Source organism: Paracoccus sp. SSJ, assembly GCF_030234105.1.
GTDB classification, from domain to species: Bacteria; Pseudomonadota; Alphaproteobacteria; order Rhodobacterales; family Rhodobacteraceae; genus Paracoccus; species Paracoccus denitrificans.
Window position 1 is genome coordinate 25,717 of sequence record NZ_JASSPE010000008.1, and the last position, 19,106, is coordinate 44,822.

A 19,106-nucleotide genomic window follows, 5' to 3' on the forward strand; every position below is an offset into this window, starting at 1 on the left:
CTAGCCCGCCCCCTGCGCCCGCCGCGTGGCGATGTTGCGCCACAGGAAGGCCAGCACGAACAGCGCCGTCAGCACCAGCACGATGGTCGGCGCGGGCGCGCTGTTCAGCCAGAAGCTGGCCCAGACCCCGCTGACCGCGGCGAATGCCGCGACTGCGACCGATGTGGCCAGCATCACCGGCAGCCGCCGCGTGACCAGAAAGGCCACCGCCCCCGGCGCGATCAGCAGCGCAACCGCCAGGATGATGCCGACGGAACTGAGCATGGCGACGACCGTGGCCGAGATCATGGCCAGCAGCCCGTAGTTCAGCACGGCCAGCGCCAGCCCCGAGACCCGCGCCTGCACCGGGTCGAAGGCCAGGAGCGCGAAGTCGCGCCATTTCAGGATCAGCGCCAGCCCGACCAGCGCCGAGATGCTGCCCGCAAGGCGCAGGTCCTCCGGCCCGACGCCCAGCATGTTGCCGAACAGGATATGGTCCAGGTGCAGGTCGGTCTGGATGGCGGTGTAAAGCACCACTCCCAGCCCGAACATGCCCGACATGACCACGCCCAGCACGGTATCGGCCTTGACGCGGCTGTTGTCCTGCAACCAGCCGGTCAGGGCCGCGCAGCTTATGCCGGCAAGAAAGGCGCCCAGGATCAGCGGCAGGCCCGCGACATAGGCCAGCACCACGCCGGGCAGCACGGCATGGCTGACCGCGTCGCCCATCAGCGACCAGCCCTTGAGCACCAGGAAGCAGGACAGAAGCCCGGCGGGCAGGGCGATCATCAGCCCGATCAGCGCCGCATCGCGCATGAAGGGAAAGGCAAGCGGCATCGTCAGCCAGTCCATCACGCGGCCTCCTTCAATGCGGCGCGGGCGCGGCGGCGGGCGGCGAAAAGCCCGTGCTTCGGCGCCAGCAGGAAGACGGCCAGGAAGATCGCGGTCTGCAGGCAGACGATCACCCCCCCGGTCGCACCGTCGAGGAAGAACGAGACATAGGCGCCAAGCGCCGAGGTGAGCGAGCCGATCGCCACCGAGATCAGGATCAGCCGCGGAAAGCGGTCGGTCAGCAGATAGGCGGTGGCGCCCGGCGTCACCACCAGCGCAACGACCAGGAAGGCGCCGACGGTCTGCATCGCCGCGACCGTGCAGGCCGAAAGCAGGGTGAAGAACAGCACCTTCAGCGCCTGCGGGTTCAGTCCGATGGTGCGGGCATGGCTTTCGTCGAAGAACACCACCATCAGGTCGCGCCATTTCGCCGCCAGGATCAGCAGCGAGATGCCGCCGATCAGCGCCAGTTGCAGCGTGTCGCCCGGCGTGATCGCCAGGATGTTGCCCATGGTGATGGTCTGCACGCTGACCGCCATCGGGTTGAGCGAGACCATGAACAGCCCCAGCCCGAAGAAGCCGGTGAAGATCAGGCCGATGATCGCGTCCTCGCGCAGGCCCGTGCGCTTGTTCAGGAACAGCATGGTCAGCGCGGCCAGCCCGCCCGACAGGAACGCCCCCAGCGCGAAGGGCAGGCCCAGCATATAGGCGCCGGCGACGCCCGGCACGATGGAATGGCTCAGCGCGTCGCCGATCAGCGACCAGCCCTTGAGCATCAGATAGGCCGACAGGAAGGCGCAGACCCCGCCAACCAGCGCCGAGACCCAGATCGCGTCGGTCATGTAGCTGTATTCAAAGGGGACAAGCAGCGTGCGGATCATTTCGGCGCCGCCTCTTCTTCGCGGGCGCTGCGCTGCTTGTCGTCGTAAAAGACCAGCGGGCGCTCGTCGTCCGACAGCACGGTCAGCGCGCGCGGATCGTCGTCCGCATGCAGATGCCGCGCGCCCAGCACGAAATGGCGCAGCACGCCGCCAAAGGCCAGGCGCAGGTTCTCGGGCGTAAAGACCTCGGCCGTCGGGCCATGGGCCAGCACGGTGTTCTTCACCAGCACCACCCGGTCGCAATATTCCGGCACCGAACCCAGGTCATGGGTCGAGACCAGCATGACCCGGCCCTCGTCCCGCATCTGCTGCAACAGCTCGATGATCGCGGATTCGGTCTTGACGTCCACGCCGGTAAAGGGCTCGTCGAGCAGGATCACCGAGGCGCCTTGCGCCAGCGCCCGCGCCAGGAAGACGCGCTTCTTCTGGCCGCCCGAAAGCTCGCCGATCTGGCGGTGGCGGAAGTCCTGCATGTTCACGCGGGCCAGCGCCTCGTCCACGGCGCGGCGGTCCTCGGGCCGCGCGCGGCGCAGAAAGCCCATATGGCCATAGCGGCCCATCATCACCACGTCCTCGACCAGCACCGGAAAGGTCCAGTCCACCTCCTCGGCCTGCGGGACATAGGCGATCAGGTTGCGGCGCAGCGCCTGCGGCACGGTCATGCCCAGCACCCGCACCTTGCCGGCGGCGGCCGGCACGAAACCCATCAGCGCCTTGAACAGCGTGGATTTCCCCGAACCGTTCACCCCCACCAGCGCCGTGACCGAGGCTTGCGGCACGGTGAAGCTTGCATCCCGCAGCGCCGTAAAGCCGTTGCGATAGGCCACCGTCAGGCCGGAGACCTCGATGCCGGGGGCGTCAGGCATCGGAAAGCCCCCTGACGATGGTTTCCGAAGTCACGCGCAGCAGGTCCAGATAGGTCGGCACCGGCCCGTCCGGCTCGGACAGGCTGTCGACGTAAAGCACGCCGCCATAGCGCGCCCCGGTCTCGGCCGCGATCTGCCTTGCCGGCCGGTCCGAGACGGTGCTTTCCGAAAACACCACCGGAATGTCGTGCTGCCTGATGGCATCGACCACGCGCCGCACCTGCTGGGGGGTGCCCTGCGCATCGGCGTTGATCGGCCACAGGAACAGTTCGCGCAGGCCGAAATCCCGCGCCAGATAGGAGAATGCCCCTTCCGAGGTCACCAGCCAGCGCCGTTCTTCGGGCAGGGCGCGGGCGGCGTCGCGCAGCGGGCCGATGGTCCGCGCGATCTCGCCCTTGTAGCGGCCGGCATTGGCGCGATAGCTGCCGGTGCCCTGGGGATCGGCCTTGGACAGGGCGGCGGCGATATTGTCCACATAGACCAGCGCCGTATCCAGCGCCATCCAGGCATGGGGGTTGGGCTTGCCGTCGTAATGCCCGCCCGAGATCGGCATCGGCTCGATCCCATCGGTCAGCGTGGCCGAGGGCAGGTCGCCCAGGTTGCGCAGGAACTGCTCGAACCACAGTTCCAGGTTCAGCCCGTTGCGCAGGATCAGGCCGGCGTCGCGCGCGCCGATCAGGTCGCTGGGCGTCGGCTCGTAATTGTGGATCTCGGCCCCGGGCTTGGTGATCGAGACCACCTCGGCCCGGTCGCCCGCCACGTTGCGCGCCATGTCGGCGATGATGGTGAAGGTGGTCGCCACCTTGAGCTTGCCCGCCTGCGCCCGGGCAGGCCCGGGGACGATGGCGGGGGCGGCAAGCCCGGCAAGGGCGGCGGTCAGGAATGTTCTGCGCTTCATGGTCCGATTCTTGTGCTCTGGGCTTCGTTCTGCTGCCGTTATCTGCGAACCATTCTCAACTGTCAAGCCAGTTGCAATTTCTTCGCATCTGGGCCAGAAAACCGCATGGAGATCGAAACCCGCGCCCAAGCCTTCGAGGACGCGCTGCGCCGTGCCGGCGTGCGCATCACCCGCCAGCGGGCTGCGCTGCTGCGCGTGCTGGCAGCGGCCGAGGATCATCCCGACGCGACGCAGCTGCATCAGCGCGCCATGGCGGCGGGGGCGGGGGTGTCGCTGGCGACGGTCTATCGCACGCTCTCGGCGCTCGAGACGCAGGGCATGATCCAGAAGCTGGAATTCGAGGGCGAACCCGCCCGGTTCGAGCCCGCCGACGGCCACCACCACGACCACATGATCGATGTCGAGACCGGCGAGGTGATGGAATTCGTCAACGAGCGCATCGAGCGGCTGCAGGCCGAGATCGCCGCCGAGATGGGCTATGAGATCGTCCGCCACCGGCTGGAGCTTTACGTCCGGCGCCGTCGATGAGCTTGCAGGTTTTCGACAAGATCATCTCGGATCGGGGATCGCGCTATGCCGTCTCGGGCGGGCCGGCGCGGACCCGGGCCGAGGCCGAGGCGCTGCTGGCGGAACTGCGGCGCAACAAGCGCTTCGCCAAGGCCACGCACAACACCTGGGCGGCGATCCTGTCGGGCGAGGCGGTGCGCGACGACGACGGCGAAAGCGGGGCCAGCCAGATCATTCTGCAAATGCTGGAACGCGCCGGGCTGACCGATCATGTGGTGATCGTGACGCGCTGGTATGGCGGCAAGCACCTGGGCGGCGACCGCTTTCGCCATGTCGTGGACGCGGTGCGGCACTATCTGGCGCAGGGCGAAGCACGACAGGGCGGGCGCTAACCCTCGCGCCCGATCGCATGGGCCTGCAGCAGTTCCAGCGGCACGATCTCCAGCGTGCGGGCATGGGTCGCCTCCAGCACCACCTCGGGCGCGGCGAATTCCTGCGCCGCCTGCAGGAAGCGCGCGGCGCAAAGGCACCAGCGGTCGCCCGGCTTCAGCCCCTGAAAATGGAACTCCGGCCGCGGCGTGCTGAGGTCGTTGCCCAGGTATTTCGACAGTGCCAGGAATTCCGCCGTCACGATGACGCAGACCGTATGCCGGCCGCGATCCTCGGGTCCGGTATTGCAGCAGCCATCGCGGAAAAATCCGGTTAGCGGCGCCGTCGAGCAGGTCTCGAGCTTGCCGCCAAGGACGTTGAGCGCGGGGTCCATGTCAGGTCTCCTTCGGCTGCCAGTCGATCCAGCGGGCATGGAAATCCGCCCGGCCGAGGCTCCATTCGCGCGCCGCGCCGCCGGTCCAGAGCCGCAGGGCCAGAGCCGCGCCATCGCCGCCGTCGGCCTCCATCGACAGATGCGCCAGGGGGCGTTCGGGGCTGGCCTTCGCCCCGGCGGCCCGCAGCGCGGCCTCGATGCGTTCCCGCGTGGCGGCAGGAAAATATTGCGCCGCAACGGTATGATAGACAAGCCTGCCATGGTCGCAAGGCTCGGCCAGCCGGGCCGGCAACCATTCGCCGGCATCGCCGCGATCCACCTGCGGCGGATGGCGCCCGGCCAGCGCCAGCGCGGCCTGCATCCGCTCCAGCCTCGCGCGCTGGTCCGCCCAGACATAGGAGAGCAGCCGCAATCCGTCCCGAGCCGGATCGAGCGGGTTCAGGTCCACGCCGCGCGCCGCCCCGATCTCCAGCGCGGCAGGGGCCGGTGCGGTGCCGCGCCATTCCGGACTCAACAAGACTTCGGACTCGTCTCCTTCCAGTGGCGGTGGTTGATATTCTGCTGTTCCAGCAACCCTGTAGCGTGGAAAATTCAGGTTGAGTCCAGCACTGGCGCCCAGTTCCAGAAGGTCGAAGCGGTGCCTGCCCAACACGCCGCCGAGAAACCAGCATCCCGCGATCAGCACAGCGGAGCGGGCGACCTCATTGGTCTGCGGCGCATACTCGATCCATTCCAGCATATGCGCTTGATGATTTTGAATTGCTTCGGAAATTCTTTGATGAAGAAAGTCGTCGTCCGCCGCGGCATAGGCCTTTGCCAGCCCCGGATCGCTGCCGTTCAGCACCAGCGCGTGCAGCGCGCCGCAAAGCCGCAGCGGCACCGAGTCGGCGCGGTGGCTGGGATCGCCGGCCCAGGTCCGCACCCGCTGCGCAAGCGCACCGTCATCGCCCGCCAGGATCGATGCCAGTTGCTCGCAGATCCGGGCGGTGAGCGGCGAGCCGAGCGCGCGGCAGGCCTCCGCCTGCAGGGCGAAGGCGTCGCGCCAGCCCGTCACCGGAACCGCTCGGTCAGTGCTCTGAGCCGGTCGGAAAGGCTGGGCGGCTCGGCAATGGGATCGTTGGCGGGTTCCGCCGCGGGCTTTTCCGGCGATCCCTTGCCGGGATTGTCCGGCCGCGTGCCGCTGTTGCGCGCCGGCGCCACCCGTGCCGCGACCGCGTTCATGAAGCGCGCATCGTCGCCCGCGGCCAGCGCCGCCGCCCCGTCCGAGATGCCGCGCAGCAGGTCGTCCAGCCCGGCCTGCTCGGCCTTGGCGAAATCCGACAGCACATAGCCCGCGACGCGGTCCTTGTCGCCGGGATGGCCGATGCCGATGCGCAGCCGGCGATAGCCCTCGCCGATATGCTGGTGCAGAGAGCGCAGCCCGTTATGCCCGGCATGCCCCCCGCCGGTCTTGAGCCGCACCTTGCCGGGGGTGAGGTCCAGCTCGTCATGCAGCACGATCACGTCCTGGGGCGCGAGCTTCAGATAGCGCATCGCCTCGCCCACCGACTGGCCGGACAGGTTCATGAAGGTCGCGGGCTTGAGCAGGGTGACGCGCGTCTCGCCCAGCCTGCCCTCGGCGATCTCGCCCTGAAAGCGGGCGCGCCAGGGCGAAAACCCGTGGTCGCCGGCGATGCGCTCGACCGCCATGAAGCCCACATTGTGCCGGTTCGCGGCGTATTTCGCGCCCGGATTGCCCAGGCCGACGATCAGTTTCATGCGTTTCTCCGTGGCTCGGGCGCCAGATTACCGGCGCCGCCCGGCAGGGGCAAATTTTATCGCTCTCTTGTCCTTCAGGTCCGGCGTTACTAAGACTCTGTCAACCTTTCGCGCCTAAGAGCGGTCAAACGGGACAAGGCCCTTGGGACGAATCGCGAAACGGCAGGCCAGGCAGGGACAAAAGCAAGGACAGACATGCAAGATCCGGCAGAATTCTACATGAACACGCTCGTCCCCATGGTCGTCGAACAGACCAGCCGGGGCGAACGCGCCTATGACATCTTCTCGCGCCTGCTGAAGGAAAGGATCATCTTCCTGTCCGGCCCGGTGCATGACGGCATGGCGACGCTGATCTCGGCGCAGCTGCTGTTCCTCGAGGCGGAAAACCCGACCAAGGACATCAGCATGTATATCAACAGCCCCGGCGGCGTAGTGACCTCGGGCCTGTCGATCTATGACACGATGCAATACATCAAGCCGCGCGTCTCGACCCTCGTGGTGGGGCAGGCGGCTTCGATGGGCTCGCTGCTCCTGTGCGCCGGCCAGCCGGGGCAGCGCTTCTCGCTCCCCAACAGCCGCGTCATGGTCCACCAGCCCTCGGGCGGGTTTCAGGGCCAGGCGACCGACATCCTGATCCATGCGCGCGAGACCGAAAAGCTCAAGCGGCGCCTGAACGAGATCTATGTCAAGCATACCGGCCGCACCCTGGAAGAGGTCGAGCAGGCGCTGGAGCGCGACCGCTTCATGTCGCCCGAAGAGGCCAAGGAATGGGGCCTCATCGACGAGATCTTGGTGGCGCGCGGCAAGGCCGAGCCGGACAAGTGATCACGGCTGCGGGAAGCGGCCGGGGCTGACGTTTTGGGGATTGTGACGGGCCGGGGCGGCCCGTAACATGACGGTGACGCATGGCGTGGTCTGGCCACGTCCGAAACAGGCGGTCGTCCGGCGCTTTTGCCGGGCTCCCGGGACAATACGAGGATCAACTGATGGCCAATCCGACCGGCGGCGACAGCAAGAACACGCTCTATTGCAGCTTCTGCGGCAAGAGCCAGCATGAGGTCCGCAAGCTTATTGCCGGTCCGACCGTATTCATCTGCGATGAATGCGTCGAGCTTTGCATGGACATCATCCGCGAGGAGACCAAGTCCTCGGCGCTGAAATCCGGCGACGGCGTGCCCACCCCGCGCGAGATCTGCAACGTGCTGGACGATTACGTGATCGGCCAGGAACATGCCAAGCGCGTGCTTTCGGTGGCGGTCCACAACCATTACAAGCGGCTGAACCACAGCTCCAAGACCGATATCGAGCTGGCCAAGTCGAACATCCTGCTGATCGGTCCGACCGGCTGCGGCAAGACGCTGCTCGCGCAGACCCTGGCGCGCATCCTGGACGTGCCCTTCACCATGGCCGACGCGACCACGCTGACCGAGGCCGGCTATGTCGGCGAGGATGTCGAGAACATCATCCTGAAGCTGTTGCAGGCCAGCGAATACAACGTCGAGCGGGCGCAGCGCGGCATCGTCTATATCGACGAGGTCGACAAGATCACCCGCAAGTCCGACAATCCCTCGATCACCCGCGACGTCTCGGGCGAGGGGGTGCAGCAGGCGCTTCTGAAGATCATGGAGGGCACGGTCGCCTCGGTGCCGCCGCAGGGCGGGCGCAAGCATCCGCAGCAGGAGTTCCTGCAGGTCGACACGACCAACATCCTGTTCATCTGCGGCGGTGCCTTTGCCGGTCTGGACCGGATCATCGCGCAGCGCAACAAGGGCACGGCCATGGGCTTCGGCGCCGCGGTCAAGGAGGATGACGACAAGGGCGTGGGCGAGCTGTTCAAGCAGCTTGAGCCCGAGGATCTGCTGAAATTCGGCCTGATCCCCGAATTCGTCGGCCGCCTGCCGGTGATCGCCACGCTGGGCGACCTGGACGAGCAGGCGCTGATCACCATCCTGACCCAGCCCAAGAATGCGCTGGTCAAGCAGTATCAGCGGCTCTTCGATCTGGAGAGCGTGAAGCTGACCTTCACCGAGGATGCGCTGACCGCCATCGCCAAGCGCGCCATCAAGCGCAAGACCGGCGCCCGCGGGCTGCGCTCGATCATGGAGGACATCCTGCTCGACACCATGTTCGACCTGCCCGGCATGGACAGCGTCGAGGAGGTGGTGGTCAACGAGGAGGCGGTGGACAATCCCACGGCCAAGCCGCTGCTGATCCACACCGATTCGAAGAAGGAAACCGCCAGCGCCGGCTAAGCGCGCCGCCGCCGGGACAATAGCCGGCGGCTTTGGTGGCTTTGGCCGGCGCTTAACGATAAGGCTGGAGGGGTCGGGCAGTACCATCCGGGGAGAGGCTGACGGTGCGGAAAGCCTGCGTCGATCTGTCTCGCGAAGGCCGGTTCGCCCCGGTCTCTCTGGACCTTCGCCGCAACTTGCGCCATATCTCGACCACACCCGATTGATGAGGTTCGCACCCATGTCGTTTCTGCTGCGCTTTCTGACTTGGTGGAACAGCCAGACCCTGAACACCCAGGTCTGGACCAAGCTTTACGGCGAGAAGGTCGGCGAGGACGATCAGGGCAACGTCTATTACCAGTCCGGCGGCGGCAAGCGGCGCTGGGTCATCTATAATGGCGAATCCGAGGCAAGCCGCATTTCGCCCGAATGGCACGGCTGGCTGCACCACACCTACAAGGAGCCGCCGACCGCCGCCCCGCTCGCGCACAAGCCCTGGGAAAAGCCGCATGAGCCGAACCTGACCGGGTCGCCGGGCGCTTATCATCCGGCGGGCTCGCTCTATCGCGCGCAGCCTGTCGAGCGCCGCGACTACGACGCTTGGCAACCCGAGTAGGCGCATGAACTCCGCCGCCGAACGGGCCGAGCTTTGGGTTGGCGCGGCGGTTCTGGCCGTGGCGGCCGGGTTTTTCGTCTGGTCCACCGCCGGCAGCAGGCTGGGCGTGTCCCTGGCGGGCGGCTATGAGTTGCGCGCGGCCTTTCCCAATGTCGACGGCATCGAGGTCGGCACCGATGTCCGGGTCGCCGGCGTCAGGGTGGGGCGCGTGTCGGCCGTCGATCTGAACCCGCAGACCTACCATGCCGAGGCGCGGCTGCGCCTGCCCGACAGCATCCGCCTGCCCAGCGACAGCGCGGCGCTGATCCAGTCGGACGGGCTTCTGGGCGGGGCCTATATCGAATTGCAGCCTGGCGGCGCCCCCGACGACCTGGCGCCCGGCGACGAGATCGAGGATGTGCAGGGCGCTGTCAGCCTGATTTCGCTGATGATGAAATTCGTGGATGCGCAAAGCACGGATGACAGCCCATGACCGACCTTCTGACCCGCGCCTGCCTGTGCCTGCTGCTGGCCGCCAGCCCCGTCCTTGCCCAGGAGGAGCCGGCCGAGGACCAGCAGTTGATGATCGACCCGGCCTTCAGCGACGATCCCGAGGCGGTCGTTCCGGCCGAGCCTTCGGCGGCCGAGCGCCAACGCGCGGCCGAGGCCGCACGCGGGCCCGAGACGGCGCGAGGCACCGGGGCGCAACTGCGAGGCCTCGACAAGATTACCGGCAGGACGCAGGATTTCACCCTGGCCGTAGGCGAGGTGGCCGAGTTCGGCCGGCTTCAGCTCAGCCTCGCGGAATGCCGCTATCCGGCGGCGGACCCGACTTCGGATGCCTATGCCGAGCTGACGATCACCGACAGTCAGGCCAATGCGCGGCTGTTTTCGGGCTGGATGATCGCCTCGTCGCCGGCGCTCTCGGCGCTGGACGATTCCCGCTACGATGTCTGGGTGATTTCCTGCAACAGGGCCTGAACGTCGGGCAGGGCATGGGCGGTGAAGCCGGCGGGAATCCGTAACGCGGCCGCCAGCCTCCGGCGATATTCAAGTCGTGGAATGGCCCGACCGCCCATCGAGGCCAGATGCGGGTTCGGATACTGCGTGTCCCAAAGCGTGAAGCCGCAGCGCGCCAGATGCGACGACATCCAGATCAGCGCCGCCTTGGAGGCGTTGCTGCGCCGCGAGAACATGCTTTCGGCAAAGAACGCCCCGCCCAGCGTCAGGCCGAACATGCCGCCGATCAGGTCCTCGCCGGCACGGATCTCCAGCGAATGCGCATGACCCATGCGGAACAGATCCTGATAAAGCGCAAGGAGCGGCGCGTTGATCCAGGTTTCCTCGCGATCGGCGCAGCCCGCCACCACGCCGGCGAAATCATTGTCGATCGTCGCGCGCCAGTCGCAATGGCGCAGGAAACGCCGCATCGAGCGCGAGACATGCACGCCCCCCACTGGCAGGATGCCGCGCAGCGCCGGCTCGAACCAGTAAAGCTGGGGTGCCGAGGCGGATTCCGCCATCGGAAACACCCCCTGCGCATAGGCGGCCAGCATCCGTTCGGCGGTCAGGCCCCCGCTCATGCAGGGACCGCCTGTCGCGCCGGCTGCCGCATCGCTCAGGCGCTGACGGCCATCTCGGCCAGCCAGCGCTCCAGCCAGTGGATCGAATACTCGCCGTTCTGGATGTCGGGATTTTCGATCAGCGCCCGGAATAGCGGCACGGTGGTGTCGATCCCGTCCACGATCAACTCGCCCAAGGCGCGGTTCAGCCGCGCCAGCGCCTCGGGGCGGTCGCGGCCATGCACGATCAGCTTGCCGATCAGGCTGTCGTAATAGGGCGGGATGCGATAGCCGTCATAGATCGCCGAATCCATCCGCACGCCCAGGCCCCCCGGCGCGTGATATTGCGAGATCGTGCCGGGCGAAGGGGTGAAGTTCGGCAGCTTCTCGGCGTTGATCCGCACTTCGATGGCATGGCCGTGGATCTGCAGATCCTCCTGGCGGAACTCCATCTCCTCGCCGGCGGCGACCAGGATCTGCTGGCGCACCAGGTCGACGCCGAAGATCGCCTCGGTCACCGGATGCTCGACCTGGAGGCGGGTGTTCATCTCGATGAAATAGAACTCGCCGTCCTCGAACAGGAATTCGATGGTGCCGGCGCCGCGATAGCCGATCTTGGCCATGGCATTGGCGCAGATGCCGCCGATGCGGGCGCGCTGCTCGGCGGTGATGACCGGGCCGGGCGCCTCTTCGAAGACCTTCTGGTGGCGGCGTTGCAGCGAACAGTCGCGCTCGCCCAGATGCACGGCGCGGCCGCGGCCGTCGCCAAAGACCTGGACCTCGATATGGCGCGGGCGCTGCAGGTATTTCTCGATATAGACCTCGTCGTTGCCGAAGGCGGCCTTGGCCTCGGCGCGGGCGGTGCGGAAGGCGGTCTCCAGCGCGGCCTCGTCATGGGCGACCTTCATGCCACGCCCGCCGCCGCCGGCAGTGGCCTTGATGATGACCGGATAGCCGATCTGGGCGGCGACCTGCCGCGCCGCAGCCACGTCCGCCACGCCGCCGTCCGAGCCGGGCACCACCGGGATGCCCAGCGACTTGGCGGTTTCCTTGGCGGTGATCTTGTCGCCCATGATGCGGATATGTTCCGCCGAGGGGCCGATGAAGGTGATGCCGTGATCCTCGACCATCTGCACGAAGCTGGCGTTTTCCGACAGGAAGCCATAGCCGGGATGCACGGCCTGGGCGCCGGTGATCTCGCAGGCCGAGATGATGGCGGGCTGCGACAGGTAGCTGTCGGTCGAGGGCGGCGGGCCGATGCAGACGGATTCGTCGGCCATGCGCACATGCATGGCATCGGCATCGGCGGTGGAATGCACCGCGACCGAGGCGATGCCCATTTCGCGGCAGGCGCGGATCACGCGCAGCGCGATCTCGCCTCGGTTGGCGATCAGGATCTTGTCGAACATCCGCGCCTCACTCGACGACCATCAGGGGCGCGCCGAACTCGACCGGGCTGCCGTCGTCGACCAGGATGCGCTTGACCGTGCCCGAGCGGGGCGAGGGGATGTGATTCATCGTCTTCATCGCCTCGACGATCATCAGCGTCTCGCCCTCCTTGACCTGCTGGCCGATGGTGACGAAGGGCGTGGCACCGGGCTCGGGCGCCAGATAGGCGGTGCCGACCATGGGCGAGGCCACGACGCCGGGCAGGCTGGCCGGATCCTCGCTGGCGGCCGGGACCGGGGCGGCAGGCGCCGCCGGGGCAGCGGGTGCGGTGGGTGCTGGGGCGGCGGCGGGCGCGGCCACGGTCTGGATGATCTGCTTGTTCTGCTTGGAAAGGCTGACGGTCAGCCGGTCGTTCTCGTCATATTCGCGCTTGACGGTCAGTTCGGTCAGCTCGTTGCGATTGAGCAATTCGGCCAGCGCCTGGATGAAGGCGACATCGCCCTCGTGATGACGTTTTTCGTGACCAGCGTTTTTGGATTCGTCGCTCATGCCGTCCTCTGGATGTCGTTTTCGGGGCCCGCGTTCTGCTTGCGCGGCGGATTTGGGCGCACTTATAGACCGTCGGACAACCCAAGGGAAAGGGATTCGCCGCCTAGCCCCTGCGTTTCCAGCGCCGATGCACCCAGAACCATTGCTCCATATGCGCACGGACCAGCCGCTCCAGATCGTCGTTCAGCGCCTGCATCATGGTTATCGGATCGCTGTGCGGAACGGGTTCGCCGACCTCGACGCGAAAGCTCAGCCCGTCGGGCTGGCGCACCCCGGCGATGGGCAGGATCAGCGCATCGTAGCGCAGCGCCAGTTCCGCCGGGGTCAGCACGGTCTTCGACGGCAGGCCGAAAAAGCGCAGCTCGGTGCCGTGGCCGTCGAACTGGTCGAAGCCCAGCGAAAGCCAGCCGCCGCCCTTGAGAAAGCGCAGCATGGCGGCCAGCCCGGCGCGGCCGCGCGGGAACATCGGCTCGGCGATGGCGCGCATGGCGGGGATGTAATGGCGGTTGAAGGCCTCGTTGTTCATCGGCCGGTAAAGCGCGCCCACCGGCCAGCCGCGCCCGGTCAGCGCCGCGCGCATGGCATCGTAGTTGCCGAAATGCGCCACGGCCAGAATGACCGGCCGGCCTGCCTGCGCGGCCTGTTCCAGCGCCGGCAGGCCGGGGCCGGTCAGGGGATCGGTCCGGTGGATGCGGTCGGTGAACTCGGTGCCGGAATAGATCTCGGCCAGCGAGCGGCCGGCATTGTCCGGCACCGCGCGGGCCAGGCGGCGGACCTCGGAGGCCGAGAGGTCGGGGCGCGCCATGGCCAGGTTGGCGCGGATGCGCCTGCGCCAGCCGGCGAGGGGGCCCAGCACATGGGCGAAGAACCAGCCCATGGCGGGGATGCGCCGCTCATAGGGCAGGATGCGGGCCAGGCCCATGATGGCAAGGAAGGCGCCGTTGGCGATGCGGTCGCGCAGCGGCGCGGCGTCCTGGGTTTCGGTCTCGCTCATCGCGGTCCTGCTTCTGGGCTTCGGTTCATGCGGGCCGATGCATGGCGCGGGCCTCGCGCATCCAGACATATATGCCCGCGACCACGATGATCAACGCACCGACAAAGGTCCAGAGGTCGGGCAGGGTGCCCCAGAAGAGCCAGCCCCAGAACCCGGCCCAGATCAGCCCGGTATAGCCGAAGGGGGCGATGGCTGCGGCCTCGGCCAGCGAGAAGGCCCGGATCAACAGAGCCTGCGCCGCCGTACCGAGCCCGCCGAGCAGCAGGAAGGCCCAGATGTCCCCGGCCGCGACGGGCTGCCAGAAGAAGGGCACCGCGAGCGAGGAGAGGATCGAGCCGACCAGCGCCGACCACAGCACCGAGGTCGCGGTGGAATCGCTGCGCGCGATACGGGTCAGCAGGGCGCCGGCCGCATAGGTGAAGGCGGCGACCAGCGCCAGCAGCGCGGCGGGATGGAACACGCCCGCGCCGGGGCGGATGATGATCACGGCGCCGCACAGCGCGGCGAGAATGCCGAGGACGCGGCGGATGCCGATCGATTCGCCCAGGAAGATCGCCGCGCCCAGCGTGATCAGCACCGGGTTGATGTCCATGATCGCGGTGGCCTCGGCCAGGCCGATGAATTGCAATGCGCTGAAGAACAGCAGGATCGAGGCCAGTTGCGTCACGCCGCGAAAGAACTGCACCACCGGGCGGCGGGTGGCCAGGGTGCTGCGCAGCCTGGGCGCGAAGATCACCGCGACGATGGCCAGGTTGGTGACGAAGCGCACCCAGACCACCTGCACCGGATGGTAGAGCGTCGAGAGATGCTTGCCGGTCGCATCCATGAGCGTGAACAGCAGGATCGCCAGCAGCAGAAGCAGGATGCCGCGCAATTGCGTCGAGCGGGCCGGATCGCCGGCGGGTGCGAGGATCGGTGCCACTGCGCCGGGATCGGCTTTTGGCGGGGTCATGCTGCTTCCTTGGGCCTGGGCGCCTTGGGGCGGGCTGGTGCGCCTCCCGGGTGCCGTCGCATGAGTATTTGGGAAACGGTGAAAAACCGGGCGAGCAGGGCGCCCCTGGGCGCTGTCGCATGAGTATTTGAGGAACGAAGAAGCGTGCGGGCCGCGCCTTGGAGAGCGCGGCCCGGTGTCTGGATCAGCCCAGCAGGCGGCGGGCTTCGGCGGCGGCCGCCTCGGCGGTGATGCCGAACTCCTTGTAGAGCACCGGCGCCGGGGCAGAGGCGCCGAAGCCGGTCATGCCGATGAAGCCCGAAGTCTCCTCGCGCCCGCGCTCGCCCAGGAGCAGCCAGTCCCAGGGCTGGCGCACGGCGGCCTCGATGGCGACGCGCACCGTGCCGGCGGGCAGGACTTGCTGGCGGTATTCGGCATCCTGGTCGCGGAACAGCTCCATCGACGGGACCGAGACGACGCGGGTGGGCACGCCCTCGGCCTCCAGCGCATCGCGTGCGGCGACGGCGATCTCGACCTCGGAGCCCGAGGCCATCAGGATCACCTTGGGCGCGGCGCTGGCCTCGCGCAGGGTATAGGCGCCGCGGGCGGTCAGGTTCTCGCCCGCCTGTTCGCGCAGCATCGGCAGGTTCTGGCGCGACAGCGCCAGCACGGCCGGGGTGGATTCGCTCGACAGCGCGATTTCCCAGGCCTCGGCGGTCTCGATCAGGTCGCAGGGTCGCAGGGTCAGCGTGTTGGGCGTGGCGCGGCAGATCGCCAGATGCTCGACCGGCTGGTGGGTCGGGCCGTCCTCGCCCAGGCCGATGCTGTCATGGGTCATGACATAGGTCACCGGCAGGCCCATCAGCGCCGAGAGCCGCATGGCGCCGCGCGCGTAATCGGTGAAGCACATGAAGGTGCCGCCATAGGGGCGCAGCCCGCCATGCAGCCAGAGGCCGTTCATCGCTGCCGCCATGCCGTGTTCGCGGATGCCGTAGTTGATATAGCGGCCCTTGCGGTTTTCCGGCGAGAAGGTGCCCAGATCCTTGGTCCTGGTGTTGTTCGAGCCGGTCAGGTCGGCTGAGCCGCCGATGGTTTCGGGCAGTTCGGGGTTCACCACCTCCAGCACCATCTCGCTGGCCTTGCGGGTGGCGACCTTGGGCTTGCTGTCCAGCGCCTGCTGTTTCAGCGCCGCGATGGTCGGGGCAAGCCGGTCGCTGACGCCGCCCGAGATGCGGCGGGCGAATTCGTCGCGGTTCTCTGCCGCATCGACGCGGGCGGCCCAGGCTTCGCGTGCCTCGCGGCCCTTGGCGCCGATGGCGCGCCACTCGGCCAGGATGTCCTCGGGGATGACGAAGGCGGGCGAATCCCAGCCCAGCACCTCGCGCGCGGCGACGATTTCCGCCGCCCCCAGCGCCGAGCCGTGCACGCCCGAGCTGTCCTGCTTGTTCGGCGCGCCGTAGCCGATGATGGTCTTGCAGGCGACCAGCACCGGGCGGTCGTCCTTGCCGCTGGCGGCATCGGCCAGTGCGCGCTCGATATCGGCCGGGTCGTGGCCGTCGCAGGACAGCGTGCGCCAGCCCGAGGCCTCGAAGCGTTTCAGCTGGTCGGTCGAATCCGACAGCGACACCCGGCCGTCGATGGTGATGTCGTTGTTGTCCCAGAGCACGATCAGGTTTCCGAGCTTCTGGTGGCCGGCCAGGCCGACGGCCTCCTGGCTGATGCCCTCCATCAGGCAGCCGTCGCCGGCGATGACCCAGGTCTTGTGGCTGCACAGCCCCTCGCCGAACTGGGCGCGCATCGCCTCTTCGGCGATGGCGAAGCCGACGGCGGTGGCGATGCCTTGGCCCAGCGGGCCGGTCGTCGTCTCGACGCCCTCGGCATGGCCGAATTCCGGGTGGCCGGCGGTGATCGAGCCCCATTGCCGGAAATTGCGGATCTGGTCGATCGACATCTGCTCGTAGCCGGTCAGGTAGAGCAGCGAATAGATCAGCATCGAGCCGTGGCCGGCCGACAGCACGAAGCGGTCGCGGTCGAACCAGTTCGGTGCGGCGGCGTCGAATTTCAGATGGTTGCGGAACAGGACCGTGGCGACGTCGGCCATGCCCATCGGCATGCCGGGATGGCCCGAGTTCGCGGCCTCGACGGCGTCCATGGAAAGGGCGCGGATCGCGGTGGCGAGGCGCCAGTGAGCGGGATCGGCCTTGCGGCGGTCGGCGATGTCCATATCGGGATTCCGTGCTGTTGTATGGCGGCACGTCCTGATAGGCAGGAGGGCGCGCGGTTGCAACCCGCCACGGGATCGGAGGGGACGGTTTCGCATGACACAGGGCCAGGCCATCGTCGGTTTCCGGCAGGATCGGATCGGGGCGCGGCTGATCTGCATGCTCAACGTCATGCGCCTGTCGCGCAAGTTCGGCGTCCCCGGCCGCTATCTCTGGCTTTCGCAGCCCGACGGCCCCTATCCCGAGCTGGTCGACCCGCGCGACTTCCTGGCCTCCGAATTCGTGGCCGCGCATATCGATATCGTCGCGCATGCGCCCGAGCGGTCGGGTCTGCGCAACCTGCCCGCCGCGGCGCCAGGCATGAACGGCGCCGGCTTCGCCCGCACCCTGGCCGAGGGGCAGCGCTATGAATGCGACGCCATGTCCGAGATCGTGCGCTTCATGGACGAATCCGAGGCCGAGGCGGCGGAGGGGCTGCGCGCGGCGGCGGCCGAGCTTGCCCTGTCGCCACGCCTGACACGGGCGCTGGCGCGGGCGCGGCGCATCCTGGCGGGGGTGGGCGGCGGCCAGCCGCTGGCCATCCATGTGCGGCGCGGCGACATCCTGGACGGCGATCCGTGGTCCTATTCCTCCTGGGCGTCGAAATATGTGCCCGACGAATTCTTCCGCGCCTTCGTCGCGGACAGGGAGGGGCCGGTGATCGCCTTTTCCGACACCCTTGCGGCGGTCGGGCATCTGCGTCGCGGCGATCCGCGCATCCTGCCCGTGAACGAGTTGCTCGACCATGGCCGGCTCTCGGCGGCCGAGCGGGACCTGCTGGAACTGCTGCTGATGGCCGGTTGCGCCGAGGTGGGGGCGCCCAGCCACAGCGCCTTTTCGCGCGCGGCGGCGATGATCGGGCACTGCCGGATCGTGGCGTTGCCCGGCGCGCTGCCCGCCGATGCGCAGCTTGAAAGCCATGATGCGCTGCTGGACCGGGTGATCGCACGGCCGGACAGCTTCTTCGCACCCGGCGACCTGGCGCAAAGCGTAAGCTATGCCGCGCGCCACGCCGCAAGCTGCGGGCGAGGCACCGAACTGGTCGATGCGCTGGCCGGTCGCCTCGATCTATTGGAGCGCTTCCCGTTTCTTTATCGCGAGCTTGCGTTGCTGGCCTGGTCGGCAGGGCGCAGGCGACAGGCGCGGGAACTGGCGCAGCGGGGCCTGGCGGTGCCGTCGATGCGCAACCGCGACAAGCCGCAATGCCGGCAGGTGCTGCTGGTGACCGGCGGGCGGGGCGGGGATGCGGACGGGTCCGGCGGCGGTCTGGACGCGGGTTTTCTGGACATGCTCTTTGCCGGGCGCGCGGCCGAGGGGCCGATCATGCCGGGGCTGGCGCATCGGCTGATGCGCGAGGGCGCCGCCGCGGGCCGGGCACTTGGCTTTGCGCCCGAACTGCTGGCGGTTCATGCCCAGCCCGATCCGGTTCGCGGCAAGGGCCGGATCCTGCCGCTTTGGGTGCTGCGAATCGATTGGTCGGAATTCGTGCGCGATCCGGGGCCGCAGCGCGAAATGCTGCTCTGGCCCGACCTGTGGCGCAAGCTTGAGCCCTTTGGCGAGCGTCTGGCGGGGATCGAGGCGGGGCTGGCCAAGGGCGGCAATCCCGTGCTGGATGACAAGGATGCGGCATGGCTGGGCTTTTGCGCCTCGGTCCTGAGGCTGCATGGCCGGCTGAATCGCGCCTTTGCGATCCTGCACTGGCTGGACGCGGCGCGACCCGGCAGGATGCTGACGCGCAAGCGGCTGGCCGATGCCTGTTTCGCTGCCGGGAATCGCAAGGCCGGCTGGCGCTGGCTGGATGCGGCGCTGGAGACGGCGCCCGACCAGCCGCTCTTGCGGCTGTCGGCGGCGCTGCGCGCGGTGGAAGGGCAGGACCGCGCAAGGGCCGAGGCGCATCTGCGCGCGGCCGAGGCGGTCTGGCCGGACCTGCGCCTGACCGAAACCCTGCACCGCGCATTGCGCAGGCAGATGCGGGCCGGGGCGCCGGCGGATGCCGCAGCCGATGTCGCGTGCGCCGGATGATCACGCGATCGTCATAAAGCATTTGCCAAAAGCCGGCCGCCGTCGCACCCTTGCAGGAAAAGCAGCGAATTTTCCAACGATGGGGGCAT

At 68.0% G+C, this 19,106-nt stretch carries 21 protein-coding genes; 8 read left to right on the top strand and 13 right to left on the bottom strand.

The features are described 5' to 3' along the window. The 4 genes from QPR87_RS10610 to QPR87_RS10625 are packed head-to-tail and all read right to left on the bottom strand — an operon-like array spanning nucleotide 1 to nucleotide 3,455. A complete protein-coding gene (locus QPR87_RS10610; RefSeq protein WP_285049552.1) occupies nucleotides 1-831 on the bottom strand; it encodes a metal ABC transporter permease in 831 nt (276 codons plus the stop codon). Beyond that, nucleotides 831-1,691, bottom strand: coding sequence for a metal ABC transporter permease (locus QPR87_RS10615; RefSeq protein ID WP_011747580.1), 861 nt, complete (start codon nucleotides 1,689-1,691; stop codon nucleotides 831-833). Before QPR87_RS10615 ends, QPR87_RS10610 begins: the two co-directional genes overlap by 1 nt. Further along, entirely contained in the window at nucleotides 1,688-2,557 is an 870-nt protein-coding gene (locus QPR87_RS10620) for a manganese/iron ABC transporter ATP-binding protein (RefSeq protein ID WP_104492360.1), read from the bottom strand. The genes QPR87_RS10615 and QPR87_RS10620 overlap by 4 nt, the downstream gene beginning before the upstream one ends. Then, nucleotides 2,550-3,455, bottom strand: coding sequence for a metal ABC transporter substrate-binding protein (locus QPR87_RS10625; protein ID WP_011747582.1), 906 nt, complete (start codon nucleotides 3,453-3,455; stop codon nucleotides 2,550-2,552). Before QPR87_RS10625 ends, QPR87_RS10620 begins: the two co-directional genes overlap by 8 nt. 105 nt (nucleotides 3,456-3,560) lie before the next feature. Between QPR87_RS10625 and QPR87_RS10630 the strand changes: the two genes are divergently transcribed. Together QPR87_RS10630 and QPR87_RS10635 are read left to right on the top strand one after the other, a co-directional pair. Then, a complete protein-coding gene (locus tag QPR87_RS10630) occupies nucleotides 3,561-3,983 on the top strand; it encodes a Fur family transcriptional regulator (protein ID WP_104492364.1) in 423 nt (140 codons plus the stop codon). Further along, on the top strand, nucleotides 3,980-4,354 hold the full coding sequence (locus QPR87_RS10635; RefSeq protein WP_285049553.1) for a YigZ family protein: 375 nt from the start codon (nucleotides 3,980-3,982) through the stop codon (nucleotides 4,352-4,354). The genes QPR87_RS10630 and QPR87_RS10635 overlap by 4 nt, the downstream gene beginning before the upstream one ends. Here QPR87_RS10635 and QPR87_RS10640 read toward each other — a convergent pair. Genes QPR87_RS10640 through pth form a run of 3 tightly spaced genes read right to left on the bottom strand, consistent with a single transcriptional unit; the run spans nucleotide 4,351 to nucleotide 6,483 of the window. Next, complete coding sequence (locus tag QPR87_RS10640; RefSeq protein WP_285049554.1) at nucleotides 4,351-4,725, bottom strand: DUF2237 family protein; 375 nt, start codon at nucleotides 4,723-4,725, stop codon at nucleotides 4,351-4,353. The genes QPR87_RS10635 and QPR87_RS10640 overlap by 4 nt on opposite strands. A 1-nt stretch (nucleotide 4,726) precedes the next feature. Continuing rightward, nucleotides 4,727-5,779, bottom strand: a complete 1,053-nt coding sequence (locus tag QPR87_RS10645; protein WP_285049555.1) for a DUF2332 domain-containing protein — start codon at nucleotides 5,777-5,779, stop codon at nucleotides 4,727-4,729. Further along, nucleotides 5,776-6,483 carry an aminoacyl-tRNA hydrolase gene (gene pth, locus QPR87_RS10650; protein WP_285049556.1) on the bottom strand — a complete coding sequence of 236 codons (708 nt, stop codon included), beginning with the start codon at nucleotides 6,481-6,483 and terminating at the stop codon, nucleotides 5,776-5,778. Before pth ends, QPR87_RS10645 begins: the two co-directional genes overlap by 4 nt. A 195-nt stretch (nucleotides 6,484-6,678) precedes the next feature. Here pth and QPR87_RS10655 point away from each other — a divergent pair, with 195 nt between their 5' ends. The 5 genes from QPR87_RS10655 (at nucleotide 6,679) to QPR87_RS10675 (ending at nucleotide 10,290) form a co-directional block, all read left to right on the top strand. Then, nucleotides 6,679-7,308, top strand: a complete 630-nt coding sequence (locus QPR87_RS10655) for an ATP-dependent Clp protease proteolytic subunit (RefSeq protein WP_011747588.1) — start codon at nucleotides 6,679-6,681, stop codon at nucleotides 7,306-7,308. Between the two features lie 161 nt (nucleotides 7,309-7,469). Further along, entirely contained in the window at nucleotides 7,470-8,735 is a 1,266-nt protein-coding gene (gene clpX, locus QPR87_RS10660) for an ATP-dependent Clp protease ATP-binding subunit ClpX (protein WP_011747589.1), read from the top strand. Between the two features lie 220 nt (nucleotides 8,736-8,955). Next, nucleotides 8,956-9,330, top strand: coding sequence for an NADH:ubiquinone oxidoreductase subunit NDUFA12 (locus QPR87_RS10665; protein WP_285049557.1), 375 nt, complete (start codon nucleotides 8,956-8,958; stop codon nucleotides 9,328-9,330). Between the two features lie 4 nt (nucleotides 9,331-9,334). After that, a complete protein-coding gene (gene mlaD, locus QPR87_RS10670) occupies nucleotides 9,335-9,802 on the top strand; it encodes an outer membrane lipid asymmetry maintenance protein MlaD (RefSeq protein ID WP_285049558.1) in 468 nt (155 codons plus the stop codon). After that, nucleotides 9,799-10,290 carry a DUF2155 domain-containing protein gene (locus QPR87_RS10675; RefSeq protein WP_285049559.1) on the top strand — a complete coding sequence of 164 codons (492 nt, stop codon included), beginning with the start codon at nucleotides 9,799-9,801 and terminating at the stop codon, nucleotides 10,288-10,290. Before mlaD ends, QPR87_RS10675 begins: the two co-directional genes overlap by 4 nt. Here the strand turns inward: QPR87_RS10675 and aat are convergent. The 6 genes from aat to tkt form a co-directional block, all read right to left on the bottom strand. Next, nucleotides 10,254-10,892 carry a leucyl/phenylalanyl-tRNA--protein transferase gene (gene aat / locus QPR87_RS10680; RefSeq protein ID WP_285049560.1) on the bottom strand — a complete coding sequence of 213 codons (639 nt, stop codon included), beginning with the start codon at nucleotides 10,890-10,892 and terminating at the stop codon, nucleotides 10,254-10,256. The two genes, QPR87_RS10675 and aat, sit on opposite strands and share 37 nt — an antisense overlap. A 35-nt stretch (nucleotides 10,893-10,927) precedes the next feature. After that, entirely contained in the window at nucleotides 10,928-12,280 is a 1,353-nt protein-coding gene (accC, locus tag QPR87_RS10685) for an acetyl-CoA carboxylase biotin carboxylase subunit (protein WP_011747594.1), read from the bottom strand. A 7-nt stretch (nucleotides 12,281-12,287) separates the two neighbouring features. Beyond that, nucleotides 12,288-12,809 (bottom strand): acetyl-CoA carboxylase biotin carboxyl carrier protein, encoded by a 522-nt coding sequence (gene accB / locus QPR87_RS10690; protein WP_285049561.1) that lies wholly within the window; start codon nucleotides 12,807-12,809, stop codon nucleotides 12,288-12,290. A 103-nt stretch (nucleotides 12,810-12,912) separates the two neighbouring features. Next, a complete protein-coding gene (locus tag QPR87_RS10695) occupies nucleotides 12,913-13,803 on the bottom strand; it encodes a lysophospholipid acyltransferase family protein (RefSeq protein ID WP_285049562.1) in 891 nt (296 codons plus the stop codon). A gap of 25 nt (nucleotides 13,804-13,828) precedes the next feature. After that, complete coding sequence (locus tag QPR87_RS10700) at nucleotides 13,829-14,755, bottom strand: DMT family transporter (protein WP_285049563.1); 927 nt, start codon at nucleotides 14,753-14,755, stop codon at nucleotides 13,829-13,831. Nucleotides 14,756-14,939: 184 nt separating this feature from the next. Next, on the bottom strand, nucleotides 14,940-16,958 hold the full coding sequence (tkt, locus tag QPR87_RS10705; RefSeq protein ID WP_285049564.1) for a transketolase: 2,019 nt from the start codon (nucleotides 16,956-16,958) through the stop codon (nucleotides 14,940-14,942). Nucleotides 16,959-17,052: 94 nt separating this feature from the next. Between tkt and QPR87_RS10710 the strand changes: the two genes are divergently transcribed. After that, complete coding sequence (locus tag QPR87_RS10710) at nucleotides 17,053-19,017, top strand: tetratricopeptide repeat protein (protein ID WP_285049565.1); 1,965 nt, start codon at nucleotides 17,053-17,055, stop codon at nucleotides 19,015-19,017. Nucleotides 19,018-19,106: the final 89 nt, after the last annotated feature.

Coding starts and splice junctions, on each gene's coding strand:
- pth (WP_285049556.1), bottom strand. CDS start 6,483: ATGAAACTGATCGTCGGCCTGGGCAATCCGGGCGCGAAATACGCCGCG.
- clpX (WP_011747589.1), top strand. CDS start 7,470: ATGGCCAATCCGACCGGCGGCGACAGCAAGAACACGCTCTATTGCAGC.
- mlaD (WP_285049558.1), top strand. CDS start 9,335: ATGAACTCCGCCGCCGAACGGGCCGAGCTTTGGGTTGGCGCGGCGGTT.
- QPR87_RS10610 (WP_285049552.1), bottom strand. CDS start 831: ATGGACTGGCTGACGATGCCGCTTGCCTTTCCCTTCATGCGCGATGCG.
- accB (WP_285049561.1), bottom strand. CDS start 12,809: ATGAGCGACGAATCCAAAAACGCTGGTCACGAAAAACGTCATCACGAG.
- aat (WP_285049560.1), bottom strand. CDS start 10,892: ATGAGCGGGGGCCTGACCGCCGAACGGATGCTGGCCGCCTATGCGCAG.
- QPR87_RS10675 (WP_285049559.1), top strand. CDS start 9,799: ATGACCGACCTTCTGACCCGCGCCTGCCTGTGCCTGCTGCTGGCCGCC.
- QPR87_RS10710 (WP_285049565.1), top strand. CDS start 17,053: ATGACACAGGGCCAGGCCATCGTCGGTTTCCGGCAGGATCGGATCGGG.
- QPR87_RS10640 (WP_285049554.1), bottom strand. CDS start 4,725: ATGGACCCCGCGCTCAACGTCCTTGGCGGCAAGCTCGAGACCTGCTCG.
- tkt (WP_285049564.1), bottom strand. CDS start 16,958: ATGGACATCGCCGACCGCCGCAAGGCCGATCCCGCTCACTGGCGCCTC.
- QPR87_RS10620 (WP_104492360.1), bottom strand. CDS start 2,557: ATGCCTGACGCCCCCGGCATCGAGGTCTCCGGCCTGACGGTGGCCTAT.
- QPR87_RS10625 (WP_011747582.1), bottom strand. CDS start 3,455: ATGAAGCGCAGAACATTCCTGACCGCCGCCCTTGCCGGGCTTGCCGCC.
- QPR87_RS10700 (WP_285049563.1), bottom strand. CDS start 14,755: ATGACCCCGCCAAAAGCCGATCCCGGCGCAGTGGCACCGATCCTCGCA.
- accC (WP_011747594.1), bottom strand. CDS start 12,280: ATGTTCGACAAGATCCTGATCGCCAACCGAGGCGAGATCGCGCTGCGC.
- QPR87_RS10635 (WP_285049553.1), top strand. CDS start 3,980: ATGAGCTTGCAGGTTTTCGACAAGATCATCTCGGATCGGGGATCGCGC.
- QPR87_RS10695 (WP_285049562.1), bottom strand. CDS start 13,803: ATGAGCGAGACCGAAACCCAGGACGCCGCGCCGCTGCGCGACCGCATC.
- QPR87_RS10665 (WP_285049557.1), top strand. CDS start 8,956: ATGTCGTTTCTGCTGCGCTTTCTGACTTGGTGGAACAGCCAGACCCTG.
- QPR87_RS10655 (WP_011747588.1), top strand. CDS start 6,679: ATGCAAGATCCGGCAGAATTCTACATGAACACGCTCGTCCCCATGGTC.
- QPR87_RS10630 (WP_104492364.1), top strand. CDS start 3,561: ATGGAGATCGAAACCCGCGCCCAAGCCTTCGAGGACGCGCTGCGCCGT.
- QPR87_RS10615 (WP_011747580.1), bottom strand. CDS start 1,691: ATGATCCGCACGCTGCTTGTCCCCTTTGAATACAGCTACATGACCGAC.